At 29.7% G+C, this 15,273-nt stretch carries 13 protein-coding genes and 1 tRNA gene; 9 read left to right on the forward strand and 5 right to left on the reverse strand.

Translation table 11 applies throughout. The features are described from left to right. Positions 1–105 precede the first annotated feature (105 nt). On the forward strand, positions 106–1,149 hold the full coding sequence (locus B0A68_RS01950; protein ID WP_035685185.1) for an adenylate/guanylate cyclase domain-containing protein: 1,044 nt from the start codon (positions 106–108) through the stop codon (positions 1,147–1,149). Between the two features lie 146 nt (positions 1,150–1,295). On the opposite strand, the gene B0A68_RS01955 is transcribed toward B0A68_RS01950, so the two are convergent. The 4 genes from B0A68_RS01955 to B0A68_RS01970 form a co-directional block, all read right to left on the reverse strand. Then, positions 1,296–1,367, reverse strand: a tRNA-Glu gene (locus tag B0A68_RS01955). Positions 1,368–1,658: 291 nt separating this feature from the next. Beyond that, positions 1,659–2,198, reverse strand: a complete 540-nt coding sequence (locus B0A68_RS01960; protein WP_035685183.1) for a DUF3575 domain-containing protein — start codon at positions 2,196–2,198, stop codon at positions 1,659–1,661. An 86-nt stretch (positions 2,199–2,284) separates the two neighbouring features. After that, the gene (locus tag B0A68_RS01965; protein ID WP_035685181.1) at positions 2,285–3,421 is read right to left on the reverse strand and encodes a helix-turn-helix domain-containing protein; all 1,137 of its coding nucleotides are present in this window, start codon (positions 3,419–3,421) and stop codon (positions 2,285–2,287) included. Positions 3,422–3,742: 321 nt separating this feature from the next. Then, positions 3,743–5,302 carry a S41 family peptidase gene (locus B0A68_RS01970; protein WP_051892642.1) on the reverse strand — a complete coding sequence of 520 codons (1,560 nt, stop codon included), beginning with the start codon at positions 5,300–5,302 and terminating at the stop codon, positions 3,743–3,745. 571 nt (positions 5,303–5,873) lie between these two features. Here B0A68_RS01970 and B0A68_RS01975 point away from each other — a divergent pair. From B0A68_RS01975 to B0A68_RS02005, 7 genes are all read left to right on the forward strand, one after another. Then, a complete protein-coding gene (locus B0A68_RS01975; RefSeq protein WP_035685179.1) occupies positions 5,874–8,054 on the forward strand; it encodes an erythromycin esterase family protein in 2,181 nt (726 codons plus the stop codon). A 160-nt stretch (positions 8,055–8,214) separates the two neighbouring features. Further along, positions 8,215–8,580: a hypothetical protein gene (locus B0A68_RS01980; RefSeq protein WP_123947466.1), complete on the forward strand. Its 366-nt coding sequence runs from the start codon at positions 8,215–8,217 to the stop codon at positions 8,578–8,580. A gap of 165 nt (positions 8,581–8,745) precedes the next feature. After that, positions 8,746–10,104, forward strand: coding sequence for a tetratricopeptide repeat protein (locus B0A68_RS01985; protein ID WP_035685176.1), 1,359 nt, complete (start codon positions 8,746–8,748; stop codon positions 10,102–10,104). Between the two features lie 88 nt (positions 10,105–10,192). Continuing rightward, entirely contained in the window at positions 10,193–10,573 is a 381-nt protein-coding gene (locus tag B0A68_RS01990) for a hypothetical protein (protein WP_123947467.1), read from the forward strand. A 79-nt stretch (positions 10,574–10,652) separates the two neighbouring features. Next, a complete protein-coding gene (locus B0A68_RS01995; RefSeq protein WP_123947468.1) occupies positions 10,653–11,687 on the forward strand; it encodes a hypothetical protein in 1,035 nt (344 codons plus the stop codon). A gap of 76 nt (positions 11,688–11,763) precedes the next feature. Further along, a complete protein-coding gene (locus tag B0A68_RS02000) occupies positions 11,764–12,138 on the forward strand; it encodes a hypothetical protein (protein WP_035685170.1) in 375 nt (124 codons plus the stop codon). 133 nt (positions 12,139–12,271) lie between these two features. After that, the gene (locus B0A68_RS02005; RefSeq protein WP_035685167.1) at positions 12,272–12,829 is read left to right on the forward strand and encodes a hypothetical protein; all 558 of its coding nucleotides are present in this window, start codon (positions 12,272–12,274) and stop codon (positions 12,827–12,829) included. Between the two features lie 235 nt (positions 12,830–13,064). Here the strand turns inward: B0A68_RS02005 and B0A68_RS02010 are convergent, their stop codons facing one another. Next, positions 13,065–13,421 carry a hypothetical protein gene (locus tag B0A68_RS02010; protein ID WP_035685165.1) on the reverse strand — a complete coding sequence of 119 codons (357 nt, stop codon included), beginning with the start codon at positions 13,419–13,421 and terminating at the stop codon, positions 13,065–13,067. A 498-nt stretch (positions 13,422–13,919) separates the two neighbouring features. On the opposite strand from B0A68_RS02010, the gene B0A68_RS02015 reads away from it, so the two are divergent. Next, positions 13,920–14,453 carry a hypothetical protein gene (locus tag B0A68_RS02015; protein ID WP_035685163.1) on the forward strand — a complete coding sequence of 178 codons (534 nt, stop codon included), beginning with the start codon at positions 13,920–13,922 and terminating at the stop codon, positions 14,451–14,453. Positions 14,454–15,273 lie beyond the last annotated feature (820 nt).

Consider the following 15,273-nt stretch of genomic DNA (forward strand, 5'->3'; position numbering starts at 1 on the left):
TTGTGTCTGCTCAGTTCATTTATAATATGTGTCTGCTCAGTTCATTTATAATAAAAGTACTGGTTTTGGTTTGATCAATAAATTTATAAAAAGTAATTCCTAAATATGACTTTACCTAAAATCCCTTTTTTTAGAAAATACAATATATTTTTTAAAGCTGTAATTATTGGCGGTGTATTAGGATTGTTTTATGGAATAATCACAGATGCTGTTGCCACTTATAAACATTTTGGTTTTCTGCCGGGTATTATGATTGGAGTTTCCATAGGATTTATTGTAATCGTTTTTGAGAATGTGCTTTTTAAATTAAATTCATATCCATTTTTAGCAGTAATGGCGCTAAAAGCATTTATATATAGTATTAGTATATTGATATTATTAATTCTTTTTGTGTTTGGATTTACAGAATTGTTAGGGCAAAATTTAGACAGAGAAGGATTAGGAAATTATGTTCGTGCTCGTTTGGCAGGCGATTTCTTTTTTTCTCTTTGTGCCTCTATATTTTTAATTTTATTTTTGGAAGTCAGCAGTTTATTAAGTTCTAGATTTTTTTATAATTATTTCACAGGACGCTATCATAGTCCCGTTCAGGAAGAAAGAATTTTTATGTTTGTTGATGTAAAATCCTCAACAACTATTGCCGAAGAATTGGGAGATATTTTGTACAGTCAATTACTGCAAGATCTTTTTAATGATTTTAGCGACGGAATACTTGCTTCGCGGGCAGAAATTTATCAATATGCTGGAGACGAGATTATTCTAACATGGAAAACATCGATTGGACTTAAAGATCAGCGATGCCTTTATTGTTTTTATCTTCTCAGGAAATCTATAGAATCAAGAAAAAATTATTATCTCAAGAAATATAATCTAATTCCAAAATTTAAAGCAGGAATGCACATTGGAACTGCTGTGACGACATGGGTCGGAAAAATAAAAAAAGAGATTGTTTATCATGGAGATCTTCTTAATACAGCCTCAAGAATTCAATGCAAATGCAACGATTTAAATCATGATTTTGTTGTTTCTGAAGCGATTAAAAACGTTATGCCCGAAAACTTTGCGGTAACTTATAATCATAAAGGAGAAATACATTTAAGAGGAAAAGCACAACCTTTGAAACTCTATACTGTCGATTTTAATTTTTAAAATTACAGCATGCTAAAATACTTTTTAAAGGTTTACTTTGGATAAATTAGTCTAATCTTTGAAAAAGAATCTGATAAGCAAAGACATAAAATGTTGAAAAAAACTAAATAAAAAAAGCTTCAGATTTCTCTGAAGCTTTTTCTTTGTAGCCCGTAGCGGAATCGAACCGCTCTTACATGGATGAAAACCATGCGTCCTAACCGATAGACGAACGGGCCTGTTTTTCTATGCGGGTGCAAAAATGCAACTAATTTTATAATGCGCAAAAGGATTTCAAAAAAAACTTTTGCTTAATTATTCTGAAAAAAGTTAAAGGTTTAATTTTTAAAGTGTAAGCTTTTTTAAAAGAATATGAAATTTTAAATATTACATTTAATTTGGAAATAAAGCCGTTATAATTCTTGTTAAAATTCAATAAATACAATTTGTAAACAGTCAATTCTAATGAAATATAAAGATATAAACGTCAAAACACCACTTAAAAAGGGATGTTTTGATGTTTTATGGTATTAAAATCTATAACCTAAATTAAAACCAAATCTCGCAATTTGAGTGTGGTCAGTCTTATCAGCATTAAATAACAGTTTGCCCCAACCGGCATTAATTTCAAATATAAAGCCGCTTTTAGTAACCCATTTACTTCCTAAACCTATACCAAGAGAAAAATCAATTACATCAGCACCTTCAGTAAATATAGAATGATCATTTATATCATATGTTTTTTTTCCGTCAATTGAGCTTAACATTCCAAAACCTTCGGCAAAGAAACCAGAAGCAAATTTTTTTCCAAAATATCTTCTATAGTATGGTGAAACAGAATAATTTAAATCTTTTTCATTTTTTGTATTGCCATACACAGTAAAAACAGAGACACCTAGTGAAGATTTTTGGTTTAAGTTCCTTTCATAAGTTCCTTCAAGTACACCAGTCGGAATTAATAAGACATTTAATTTTAATTCATTTTTCTTTTGATTGGGTTCGATTTCATTTTGAGCATTAACAGAATAAAAGGCAGACAAAATGATCAGTAGTAAAAAGTTCTTTTTCATAAATGTGATTTAAATTATATAATCCAAAATTCACATAAGAAAAATTAGTAAAGGTTTCAAAAGCTTAAAAATGGATAAACTGGTACTTATCTGCGGGTATTTTTATATTCATTTGGCGTCTGACCAGTAACTTTTTTAAATGTTTTATAAAAAGTAGTTTTTGAAGTAAAACCAGATTCTAATCCCATTGCCAGCAAATTATAGTTATCAAATTCAGAATTTGAAATCATTTCCTTTACAGCTTCAACCCGATATTGATTAATATAATTGGCAAAGTTATCTCCTGTTATCGTGTTTACAATTTGTGAAACATATCCAGCACTTATGCCGAGTTTTTCTGCAACCTTTTCTCTGTTTAATGTACTATCAGTATAAATTTGCTGCTCTTTGCAAAGTATTTCCAGTTTTTGAAAATAAAGATTATCTGCCGTTATAGATTCCCGATATTCTTCTAATGTACTATTTTCTACAATTTTAAGATTGCTATACGAAATAGCTAAATCTGTATTTAAAAAATTGTAAACGGCATCTTTGTTTTTGGCTAGTTTATATTTGTAAACCCCTATGTAAGCGGTCCAATGAATTATAAATGTTGCGGATAAAGCCAGGATGTTCATAGTAAAAGAGATGTCATATTCAAGAAATAAGCCGGCTAGACAGGTAATAAGCCACGTAAATAACAGTGAAGAAATAATTGTTAATAAGATGATTATCCATTTTTTTTCCTGTGAATCTTTAAAATGTCTTATCATAAAATAAGAGTAAATCAATAGGAAAGGGATGAATGCAACGGCAAAAATAAGTTGAATTAACCCCAGTATTTTGATTAGATTGATGCCTGATTCAGGAATAGTATAAATTCCTGCCACACGATCAAGATCGTATGTAATATTAAGGAGAGCAGAATAGGCAAATGGAATAAAACACAAATAAGATTTTTGTCTGCTTTTTACATTATTGTCAACACGTTTTAAAATAAACAGGAATAGGAAAGCAGGAATTAGAAATACCCACTCGATGTGATCAATAAAACGAAGAAACGGATAGGGAATAAAGGCGCCTTCAACCTCAAAAACATGATTCAGTAAAATAATTGAAAGTGTAAATAGTAAACATGCCAGATATTTATTTGAGTTACTATTGAATATGGAAGACTTTAAGAAAATTAAGCCTAGAATTATTCCCTGGAAAATCGCAATATTTAAAAGTGTTGTATAAATCAATTTTTTAATATAAAAGTTGTTTATAAGATTTGTTTTGGGGTATCAGGTTTATAAGTCAATTTTTAAAAACAGAGCTTTTGCATAAGAATTGATAAGACGAATTTATACCAATAACACATCATTTTCTTAGCAGATTAAGAAATGATTAACTAAAATATCCATTTCCGGAAGCGCTCTCACAAAAGCTGTGCGAATGTGTGTTTACTTTGTACTGCAATCTAAATCAAGTAAAAAACAGCTTTGCAAAAAGAAGTCAAAAACAAAAAAGCTCCAGATTTCTCAAAAGCTTTCTATTGGTTTTGGAAGTATAGAAAATCCAAATTATTTCATTTTTATAAGTTTCAGAGTGAATTCCATTTGTGTATCCTTATGTTCGAAAAAATCATTTAGAGATGGCCAAACTTCATAGTCTGGAATAATACCATGACCTTCTGGCTGATTGTCTTTTTTTGGAGCATCCTGCACTAGATTTACAATTGAAAATTGTGTTTTTATCTTTGAATTAGGAAGCTCATAGACCAGTGGTGTATGTCCGTTATGAAGATAATAGCCGCCAACAGTCTCTACACCAATAATGGCAACATTTTGAACATACCCTTTTACCAGAGAAGCAAAATGTGAAGCAGCTGAAGCCACATTTTCATTAATCAAAAGATAAAGATTTCCTTTAAAGATGGGTGATTTAGGATGATAAACCGGATTGTATTTTTGGTTTTGCAGGCTTATATTGTTTTTAAAAACAGGATAAACATCTTTTAAGTATTCTTTCCCCATTTTTTTGGAAACACTATCTATTCGTTCTGAGGTTGAAACGCCCCAGAAATATTTTTCGTAAGGTAAAAAGTTGGGGTCAAAGATTATAGAAGCCTTTACATTTTCTTTGAATGGTTTATCTGTGAGGTACATTACGGGCTGTTCAAAGTTGGGATCACTGCCTCCGGGATTATTTCTAACATCAATTATAAGATTAGAAACCTTGTTTTTGTCCAGTCCTGTAAAAACGCTGTCTAAAAATTGAACGTACGTCTTAAACTTCGGATCGTCTGATCCGTATGCCATACCAAAAGATCTTAGATTTAATAAACCTACAGTCGCATTAAGCATGCGAAAGCTATAAGCAGGCTGTTTTTTAAAATCTATCAATTCTGTAACAGAAGCACTAAATCTATTTTTAATATTTATTTCTCTTTGGTTGAGTGTTACTGCGGGAAGCACCTTTTTTTGAAGAGATTCAGATTTTGGTGAGTTGTATTCTATGATAAATTCATCGCAAAGACCATATTCCAGCAGATAGTTTATACCAAACGATTTATTTACGCTGGCCGATAATTTTTCTGTAATGTTAAAACCATCTGCTGTATAATATTTATAAAAAGACTGCATTAATTGTACATCATTTACTCCGTTTATACTTCTTATCCTCGATCCAGGTGGTATATCAGATGATTGACCATCAAAAATAATTTGTCCGTTAATATAAACAAGAGGATAAGGGAAAAATGATTTTTGTCGCTTCAGAAAATTTATTAAATCGAGATCAGGAATAGTATAGTTATGTACACTTCCTTCAAAATCGGCCAGGCGGAGCATTATTTTGTAAAACTCGGTAACGCGCATTGGCTTTTTAATACTTTTAATGGTTGTATTGTAAATGCTGTCTATTTGTTTTTTAGAGCGGTATTGGTATAAGCCCGAATTTACTTTTTCGTTTATGGCAAGGAGTATTTTAAGATCCTCTCGCAGCTGTTTTTCTGAAAGCATTTTATTATACAGCATTAAACTATCCTTTCCGTTATTATCAAAGCTTTGTCCCTGAATTTTAAAGGTGAAGAAAAATAACAATAGGATTGTGAAAATTGGTATCAGATTTTTATTATTCATAAACATATTAGATATAGGTTATTCGATTCTAAATACAGATCTGTTCGTAATAATTTGTAATTGAATATATTAATAAATGTACCGCTTGTGCTTTCAATTTTTAGAGTTTAATATTCTCTTTTGATAATTATTTTAGCTTATTTTTTTCAACTGTAGTCTTGTGATAAAAATAGGACAAATTGCATTACGGCAAAAGAAAAATAATTTAAATATAGATCATGAAAGAAACGAACTTAAAACACAAGATTAACCTGCAAATACCTCCTGAATTTTAAGGATTACAGATGTATAATTAATATAAAAGAAAAAAAATCTACTTGTTTTTCAATAAGTCGTTTATATTTTTTTTCATTTCTATTTTGATAAAAGTAGGTTTCTATTTATAAAAATGATTAGTTTCGTTTGCATTTAAATTAGTTTAAAACTTATGAGCAAATTGACATGAAAAGCATTTTCTTATCTATCAAATAATGCATAAACGAGTTTTTTTCCAAATTTAAATGGAATGAAAAAATTAAAATAATACCTAAATATATTTAACATAACCAAACCAAAAACCCCTAATCTAAAAATGAAAAGAACATTTTTAATAATACTTTGTAGTGTTTTTTACGCAATCGGTAATGCACAAAATTTCAATCCAAAAGTCTTGAATTTGCCCGAGAATCCATCTAATGAGGATTTCTCTTTTTTAAAAGAAGAATTAAGAGGCGTACAAGTGCTCATGTTGGGAGAGAAATCACATTTTGATGGAAATGTTTTTGAGATGAAAACTAAGATTATTGAATATTTGTACAAAGAACTTGGGTTTACAACCATTGCATTCGAATCTGGCGTGTATGACGTTTGGAAAGCTGAGAATGAAATTAAAAAAGGGGCAAATGTACAGCTGGCTTTTAAAAATTCTTTATTTACCATTTGGTCCAATACCAATGAATTTCAAAGTTTTGTTCAATTTTATGACGCCAATAAATCAAATTTAAAGCTATTTGGATTTGATAGTCAAATTTCAGGAAAATATGGGGATGAAAACTTATTCATTGATCTGTATGAATATTGTGAAAAGAACCAATTAGAACTGAAACTAGAAAGAGGAGATTTAGAATTGCTGATTGAATCAATCAATTACTCCTATGTTTTTGATGAAAATGATATCACTTACAGCCAGTATAAATCATCTTTTGAAAATTTACTAAAAGCAATTACTAAAAAGCCTAAAACAGAAACCAGTTTTTATTGGACGCAGATAGTAAAGAGCTTGCTTTCGCTCGGTGAAAAATGTTATTTTAAAAAGCCACAAATTGAAAGCCCTTTTCATACCGGTTCTAAGGATAATATTAGAGATAAACAAATGGCTGATAATCTATTGGAATATATTAAAAATCATCCAAATGAAAAGATAATATGCTGGGGTGCAAATCAACATTTTGTCAATGATATGTCTTCTGTAACGGCGCCAATTATCAAAGATTTTGTTCCGATGGGATCTTATGTAAAAAAAGAATTAAAAGAAAAGATGTACAGTTTTGCGGCTGTTACTGCAGCCGACTCCGTTTATCTTGGAGGAAAATGGAATACCACAGTAATCGATAAAAAATCTTTTGAATATTATTTGAGAAGTAAAAACAAGGCTCATATGTTTATTTCATCAAAACAAGATGAAATGGAGAAACCACAATTAAATAGATTATTCAGTCCTGAAGTTTTTGTTGAAGTAAAATTGAACTCCATTCACGATGGTTATTTTTATTTTAATAAAGTAAGTCAATCTACTTCAATTCCTAAAAATGAAAACGAACTAGAGACAACAAACAAAAGCAGATTTACAAGCAATGAAAATCTTAGACCAGTTGAAGAGATCCAAAAAGAGGTTAATAAAAAAGGAATTGCTTTAGATGAAGTCATTGTTCGTGGCCGAAAGTACCCTTATACTGTAGTAAAACACGTAATTGAAAATTTAATCAAAAACTATCCTTCAAAAGATTTCAATTCGCAATTAATTTCAAATATTGATGTTAAAGTTCAGGATACAACGACGTTAAACCTAGATTTTATTGCAAAACAATATGACTTAGGTTATGATAAAGATATCCGAAATTACACCCAGATTCAAGAAATACGATGGAATATAAAAAACGGATACAATCCAAAAAGTTTGCGAGGTCCATTTTATCACGTTTATGTAGGTAATCCCATAAAATTTAGTCAATATTTGAATGAAAAGAAATTTAAAAAATTTGTTTTTAAGGAAGATGACGATATAATGTATGACGGCAAAGAGGTTTATGTAATTAATTTTTCTACACTTAGGGATCAATATAGTTATACACACAGAAATTTTTTATGTGATTTTTCGGGAACGCTTTACATAAACAAGGACGATTATGCTATTGTAAAAGTAATTGAGAAATGGGACATTAAAAAATACGACAGCAGTTTTGATAAAAAATTAGAGTTAATGGGCTGGCCTGAAAATTATGTCCAAAAAGAATCTACGTTAGAAATTACAGAAACAAATTTAAAAAAGGCAAATGGACTTTATTATATAAGTGAGGTCGAAAATAAGATTTATGGTAATATAACAGACAAAAATAACCGTATTAAGCCATTTCAAGTTATTGTAAAATCAATTTTGAATGATTTTAATATCCTTCAAGTCGAAAAATTCACATACAAACAAGAGAAAACTATTTTCGATAAGGTCGATTATAATAAAACATTTTGGGACAAATATCAATCTCCTATTAAATAGTAAATCAGAGTGAAGCTCCAGAACGTTATCATTAAGCCCAAAAAGTGCAAAACATATGTATAGAAGATTTTTATTTGTTTTTATATTATTTTTTTCTTGTAATAATGAAAAAAACAATTCTCAATCTACTGAGAATATAAAGGCTGTAAAATCAAGAAGTATGATGGAAGAACTCGAAAAATATTTAAAACACGCTGATGAAGTGACAAATAGCGAAGTAAAAGAATTCCACATAAATTTTTACGAAGATGGTAGCGAATGTCTTTTTGAAATCAATTATGAGAATAATTTATATAGTCTTGAAAATATGAAATCAAATGACGGGTATTTGAATATTAATGATAAAAAAATATTTTTTCATGGACTAAATTTATTTTGCAGCAGAGACTTTATAAACTCGAGGTTCTTAAAGAAGGAAAAGGTGAATGTTAAAAGATACAACAAAAAATATAAATATGGTGATGATTTATTTCAATTATATTTAATAATTGGAAAAGGTAAACTCCGAAGACTTGCAAAAGCATAAACCCCAGTTCGTAACAGCAATTATAACACATTTAGGGATTGACTTTCTGGAAAGTTTGCCTTGTATTTGTTATCAATTGATTAAATCGCAACAATAAATTTAATTTAGTTTCCAAACCCCAGTAGCGGCAACACCTTTGTTGCAAATTTCACACAAAAAATAAAAATGAAAAAAAAACTATTCATAATTTTAATACTATTTAGCATAACATTACAAGCACAAAAAGATATTAAATACCATGAAATTGATTCTTTAATCGAGACTAATTCAATGATTAACTCGATGAACGCAATTAAAAAACTCAAAGAAGATTTTTCAAAAGATTCGAATAATTCAAATTATTGGCTTAGATATTCAAAGGCTTCATTTGTTTTTTTTAGATACGAAGATGCTTCATCCAGTATTGATAAAGCAATTCAATTAAATCCAAACGATTCAGAGTTGTATTTTGAAAAAGGAATGCTTAATAATAAAATTGATAAACTTGATATAGCACTGCAAGCATTTGAAAAAGCTGTAGAGATTAAAAAAGCGGGTAAATATTTTTACTGGAAAGGTATTGTAAACCAACAGTTGGGAAATATACAGAGTACTGAAAATGATTATCAGGCTGCTATCGCAAATAAATTTGAAAGCCCGGAATTATTTAACAACTTTGCAATTCTTTTGGCAGAAAACGGCAACAACGAAAAAGCTTTGGTAATGATTAATAAAGCAATTAATCTTGATAACAAATTTGCACGAGCGTATTCTGCAAGAGCCAAAATTAACTTCTCATTATTAAATTTTGATTCGGCTTGCAAAGATGGAAAATATGCAATAAAACTAGGGCATCGAAATCCGTTTCAAATCCCAGATTCAATTTGTAATGGTACTTTAAATCAAAAACTACAATTTGCTGCAGATATGTTTGCTGTAAGTAAATCATATAGACAAGGAATTACGGCTTACACCATGTTGATAAACAATAAGGCCGCAAAATCAGATAATTTTTTAAATCGAGGTTACTGCTATTTTCAAATTAAAGACTATGTAAATGCCGAAAAGGATTATCTCAAGGCTTTATCTCTTCCGAAAGCTGCACTCGATCAAATTTATGACAATTTAAGTTTGTTGTATTTTGATTTGAAAAATTTTGAAAAATCAATAGTATATTCAACAAAACGTATTGCACTAAATCCAGAAAATCACGTTCCCTATATTGACAGAGGACTTTGCTATAGAAAATTAAAAAATTATGCCGATGCTGAAAAAGATTTTAATAAATCTTTAGAATTGAAACCGGACTTTTTTAGAGCATTTGGTTATCGTTCATTTTTATTTTTGGAACTGGGCCAATATCAAAAATCATTGGATGATGCTGGTAAATCAATTAAAATAAATCCCAAATATGGTTATGGTTACATGGTTCGGGCTCAAGCAAAACAACAAACCGGAATACCCGATTTCTGTGAAGATTATTACAACGCAAAAAAATATGGTGAACCTGATGCTGAAAAAGGAATAAAAGAATATTGTAAATAAAAAAAATCTGCAACTAACAGCAGTGCAACGGATTTTTGCAATAGACATAATTGAAAGCAATCTAACCAAAAATTATGCAAAAAAGATTATGAAATATATTATCGGAATATTATTTTTAGTGTTGATTTCATGTTCAAAAAAAGAGGAAACAATCAACAAAGATCTTATAAGTTTTAAATCAAAGTTTTTAGGTGAATTGGGAAGTGATGATTATGAAAAATTATTGGATAAAACCAAATTAAAAATCAAAGCTCAATACATAGATGATGTGATTTTTGTAACTAATTATGTTGAAAGTAATGCTTGTGGAGAATATAGTGGAGATATTGAAATCAAAAAAGATTCAATTCTCTTAATATTTAAATCAGTTTCAGATTTGGTTTGCACATCAAGATCTGTAGAAAAGTTAACTTACATCATAAATAATCCAAAAGAAAAAAAATATAAATTCTCTATACGCTATGAATAACATAGCCAGCTCATAATAGCTTTTACAACAGATTTGAGCAATAGACTTTCCCGAAGCAGAACGTTAACAGCAATTTAAAATGATACAATTGATAATAAGACATTTCATAATATTAGTTTTTCTCGTTCCAATACTTTTGTTCGGACAGAAACAAGAAGACCTTACCGCAAGTCAAATTGTAGATTCATCATTAATTTTTTGCGGTGGTGAAATACGAATTTCAAAAATTGAATCAAGTAAAATAAATTACTTGCTTATTCAGCCAGATCAGACAATAGCAATAATAAATGAGCAGCTGAATACTGGCAAAAAATACGTTCAATGTATTTTATCAAAGAGTCATTCCCCGCAGACCACTTTCTTTAACGGAGAAAAAATCAGCAGGGTTGATGGAAGCTCAATTACTCACATTACAGATGTACAATCAAAAGAGGAAGTAAAGCTTAAAACATACAATCAAATTCAATATGGATACAAACAGTTAAAATATCAATTAACCCGATTACCTGACCAAAAATTTAAAAACTTCGATTGTTTTGTAGTAAATGCAAAAGCAGACAATGGATATACTACCATGAACTTTTTTGACAAAACGAATTTCAGGTTACTTATGATTATGTATCCAAACGGAAATAAATCTTTAATGATTGATTATATTTTTAAAGACAATGTTTTATTCAATTCTCATATCTTAAATACAATTTCAAATTCTGATAAAATACAAACATTGAAACTTCAAACCATTGATTTAAATCCAGTAATTTCAAATACTTGGTTTAACTGTCCTTATACGGATACTGTTATGATTCCTGATTATATTAAAAAAGGAGAATTTATTTCAACAAATGGAGCGCATACCCGATTTACAAGAACAGAAATTGCAATGGATTATACTGATGAAAGTGGAAGCGTGATATTGAAACGCTTTTTAGCATGGAACATTATTTCACCGGACACTTTTGGTTTAATTGATGAAAAAGCGTTTAAAAACAATGATCAATCTTCATCATCACAAATATTAGTTAGAGTTGTTTCATGGGACGAGAAAGGATACGTTTGCCAATGGATTACAGACAAATATACAGATACTCAGGATTACAAATTAATTAAATGAGTATAATAAGCGGGCTGCTTTTGTACCGAAATGTTAGCAGTAATACGCCACGAACAAATCAATTAAAACAAATAATATGAGAAAATTAATTTTAGCAATTGCCGTAGTTTCAATATTAAATTCTTGTAATTCTACAAAGAATTCCAACACAGTTGACACGACTTATGGGTATACTGAAAAAAATGCTGTAAAAGTTGGCGGTGATTTTGATGGCCCAAAAAATGAGAAAAAATATCTTAATTCATTGACTGGACCAAATGGAGAGGAAGTATCATTTAGCAGACTTGGCAGTTGTTGTGCTTTCGAAACAAAAAACAGTTCGTTTGGCGGAGGAATGTTAGATAAATATGCTGTCTCATATAAAGGGAAAAAAGATACGGTGACATTGTATATAAATATGTATGATAAGACTAAATTGAAAGCACCTGATGGTTTCAAACTTAAAGATTGATACGCTACTGCTAACAGCTGCAACAACGGATTTGAGAAAGTTAGTTTTGTATTTGAAATGACTTTGCAGATCCGAAAATAGATTTAATTTAGTACCAAACCCACTTTAATACCAAAGCGTTAGCACAAAGCATATGACAACAGAACGATACATAAAATTAGGACGGCAAACAGCAGTAATTTCATTTTTACTTGGAACAGTTCTTTTCGGACTTTATTTCCTAACTTCTTCATCCGAACTACTTTTTCTTGGTTATGGTTTTATAGTATTAACTGGCCTTGTAAACCTTGGAATATTAATTTCAATTTTAGTGAAAGCTTTAAATGACAAAGACAACAGGAAAAAACTATTTATGACTGGTGGATTTATGTTGCTTAACATTCCTGTAATACTTTTTTATTTTTGGCTTACAATTATTCTGCTCAACACAATGAGAATTACTTTCACAAATTCGACACAGACAACTTTGACAAACATAAATATTGTTGGTTGTGGTGGTGGGCACATTGATAAATTAGAAAGTGGAGAAAGTGAAACTGCTTGGGTTAAAATAACAGGCGACTGCTCGATAAACATTAACTATTTATCAAACGGAGAGCAAAAGAAAGAAAACGTAGCAGGATATGTTACGAATAGCATGGGACAAAAAATGAAACATAATATTGGTGGACAAAACGAAGAAAATTTTTGATAGTAAACATCAAATAAAATGGAAGAATTCAAATCAGACGATAAAAAAGTGGATAGAATTATATATTATGCAGAATTTGATGCTTAATTAATCGCCCGCTTTCTTGCGCTAGACACGGTTTGGGACTAAATTAAGCCCTATTTTTGGATTTGCTAAATCTTCCTAAAATACAAACCCATTTTCAAATTAAGCGTAAAACCCAAATTGCTTGCAACGTGTTTTGCAGCCAGTTTTTTTATTCATTTATTTTATAGACCTCGTTTTTGTTCAGCGTTTTGCCCCAAACAGAGAATGCTATTATATCTTCGTTATCACCCAATATTTTTCCTCGCATTTCAAAATTATCAAAAGATAATGTTAGCGTTTCTTTTTCAGTTTCTCGGTAATGCCCTGTCAATACTATATCTGAAACATTTCCATCATATCTTTTAGCGTTAATAACTTTGGAATGTAATTCTACCGTGTTATCAAGTTTTCTAAATATTAGACTTTTTTGTATCAAGTATCCGTCAAAGTTTCCACCTCCAACCCAATCAATATACGGTGCTGTTATCCCTTCAAAATATTCCGAATCGTATTTTATCCCAACCATATTTTTAAATCCTTTAATTATTCGGAAATTAAAACAACTTCTCCGTTTTCATACTTATGAGGATAGTATCCCATGCTGGCGCGAGCCTCCCGCTCGTGAACTCAACGAAAGTTGACAAAGATAGTTAAAATAAAAAAGCATCAGATTTCTCTGAAGCTTTTGTCTTGCTAGCCTAACTGGACAATTTTGAACCATTTTGTATTAATTTTCCATGTTTAAATTACATCCTACTCATTTTGTAATATTGGATCATTTTAATCAAATTTTGTTTATTTCGTTCTTATTTTCATGGTTAGAAATCGGTAATGATTTGCGTTATATACAAATTTTTTCAGGGGAGTAGTGAAACAATTTAAATTTGCATTCATGTATGTACTAAAAGTATTCAGTAAATTAAATCCGTTTGATGCGGTATAAGAATTATCTATATATTTGGGTTGTATTAAATGTGCAGTTTGTCATACATATCAACAAGTTGGTAGTAAATAAAAAACCGAAATGATAAAAATAGACAAAAATAAAGTTAGAGATCTAGTTGAGGGTAATATTAGCTTGAATGATTTTGAAATTGATTCAATTAAAATTGACCAAAATTTTCGTGTGATTCCAAAAGAAGAAATTAATGATATTTATATTATAAATCCTGAAAATGAAGGTTACAATTTCGAAAACTCTGACTTTACAATTGCTGAAAGAATAGAAATGTTAGAAAAACTGAACGGTCATATACATTTAGCAGGCGGGCTAACATGTAGAATTGAAAACAAGAAAATAGTAGATTTAAGATTATCTAGAAAATATATTGAATTTGTAAAAGAATATACAAAGCAACAAGTCTTTGAGTATCACGGTAAGCCAACATTTGAACTTATAGATGATATGGCATTTGGTGGTTTTGACTATTCAATCGGAAACTATATCTTAGTCTACGAAACAAAAAGGATTAGTTTTTATTTTGACCCAAATAATCTAAAATTGAAAGAAATAAACACAAATAAACTGAATTATGAATGTTTTACAGTTGAAAAATAAATTACCTACAGCGAACAGCAACAATAGATTTGGGCAATTGACTTAATGAAAAGTTAGTTTTGTATTTGAATGATTAACCTTAAGGGGACTCGAACCAAATTCCCTTGAAAACACAGGCTTTTAAATTTCCAAGAGACTGAAACAAAATTTATCGAACCACAAAAAAAGCTCCAGATTTCTCTGAAACCTCCTGCTGTTTGGCAAACCATAAAAAAAACAGTAAATTACAGCCCATTTAAAACGCTACAATACAGCTACTGAATAATAATTTTACAACTGCTCAAATGCAAGAAAAAATAAATGAATATGAACCAAAACCATACATTCGATTGTTAATTTAAAACTTAGAAATGTATTACAGTTGGCTTCGAAAGATTTTGATACTGTATTACTAAATACTGTTTTGCTAATGGGTACAAAGCTTTAACATTATAAATATAAATGGAAGAAATAAATAACTTTAGGTGGTTTAGATTTACAAAAAATATAAGAATCCTCAATGTAATTATTTATGCTTTACTAATATTTTTTGGAAATATATACCAGCATTTCATTCTTGTGCTGTTGTTCTTATACCTTCATTTATTTGTGATTTTATTATTCATAATTTTAGAGATTAGATATGTAGTGTTGACAAGAAAGAACTTTTTAGAACATATTTTTACAAACTGGCTTGTATTTTTAGGGTTTTTAATTTTGACATATGATATCGCTAAAATATTTTTAACAAAGAGTTACTTCATCTCTGTTTTCCTTTGAATAAATTTAAAGTTTTTTTATAAAATTCAAAATAAAGGCAGATTTGTAATCTGTGCCCGCA

The sequence above is a fragment of the Flavobacterium reichenbachii genome (genome assembly GCF_002217435.1).
Lineage (GTDB): Bacteria > Bacteroidota > Bacteroidia > Flavobacteriales > Flavobacteriaceae > Flavobacterium > Flavobacterium reichenbachii.

Bases quoted from the DNA above. Each gene is read 5' to 3' on its own strand.
- B0A68_RS01950 (WP_035685185.1), top strand. From the start codon at position 106: ATGACTTTACCTAAAATCCCTTTTTTTAGAAAATACAATATATTTTTT.
- B0A68_RS01960 (WP_035685183.1), bottom strand. From the start codon at position 2,198: ATGAAAAAGAACTTTTTACTACTGATCATTTTGTCTGCCTTTTATTCT.
- B0A68_RS01970 (WP_051892642.1), bottom strand. From the start codon at position 5,302: ATGAATAATAAAAATCTGATACCAATTTTCACAATCCTATTGTTATTT.
- B0A68_RS01975 (WP_035685179.1), top strand. From the start codon at position 5,874: ATGAAAAGAACATTTTTAATAATACTTTGTAGTGTTTTTTACGCAATC.
- B0A68_RS01980 (WP_123947466.1), top strand. From the start codon at position 8,215: ATGATGGAAGAACTCGAAAAATATTTAAAACACGCTGATGAAGTGACA.
- B0A68_RS01985 (WP_035685176.1), top strand. From the start codon at position 8,746: ATGAAAAAAAAACTATTCATAATTTTAATACTATTTAGCATAACATTA.
- B0A68_RS01990 (WP_123947467.1), top strand. From the start codon at position 10,193: ATGAAATATATTATCGGAATATTATTTTTAGTGTTGATTTCATGTTCA.
- B0A68_RS01995 (WP_123947468.1), top strand. From the start codon at position 10,653: ATGATACAATTGATAATAAGACATTTCATAATATTAGTTTTTCTCGTT.
- B0A68_RS02000 (WP_035685170.1), top strand. From the start codon at position 11,764: ATGAGAAAATTAATTTTAGCAATTGCCGTAGTTTCAATATTAAATTCT.
- B0A68_RS02005 (WP_035685167.1), top strand. From the start codon at position 12,272: ATGACAACAGAACGATACATAAAATTAGGACGGCAAACAGCAGTAATT.
- B0A68_RS02010 (WP_035685165.1), bottom strand. From the start codon at position 13,421: ATGGTTGGGATAAAATACGATTCGGAATATTTTGAAGGGATAACAGCA.
- B0A68_RS02015 (WP_035685163.1), top strand. From the start codon at position 13,920: ATGATAAAAATAGACAAAAATAAAGTTAGAGATCTAGTTGAGGGTAAT.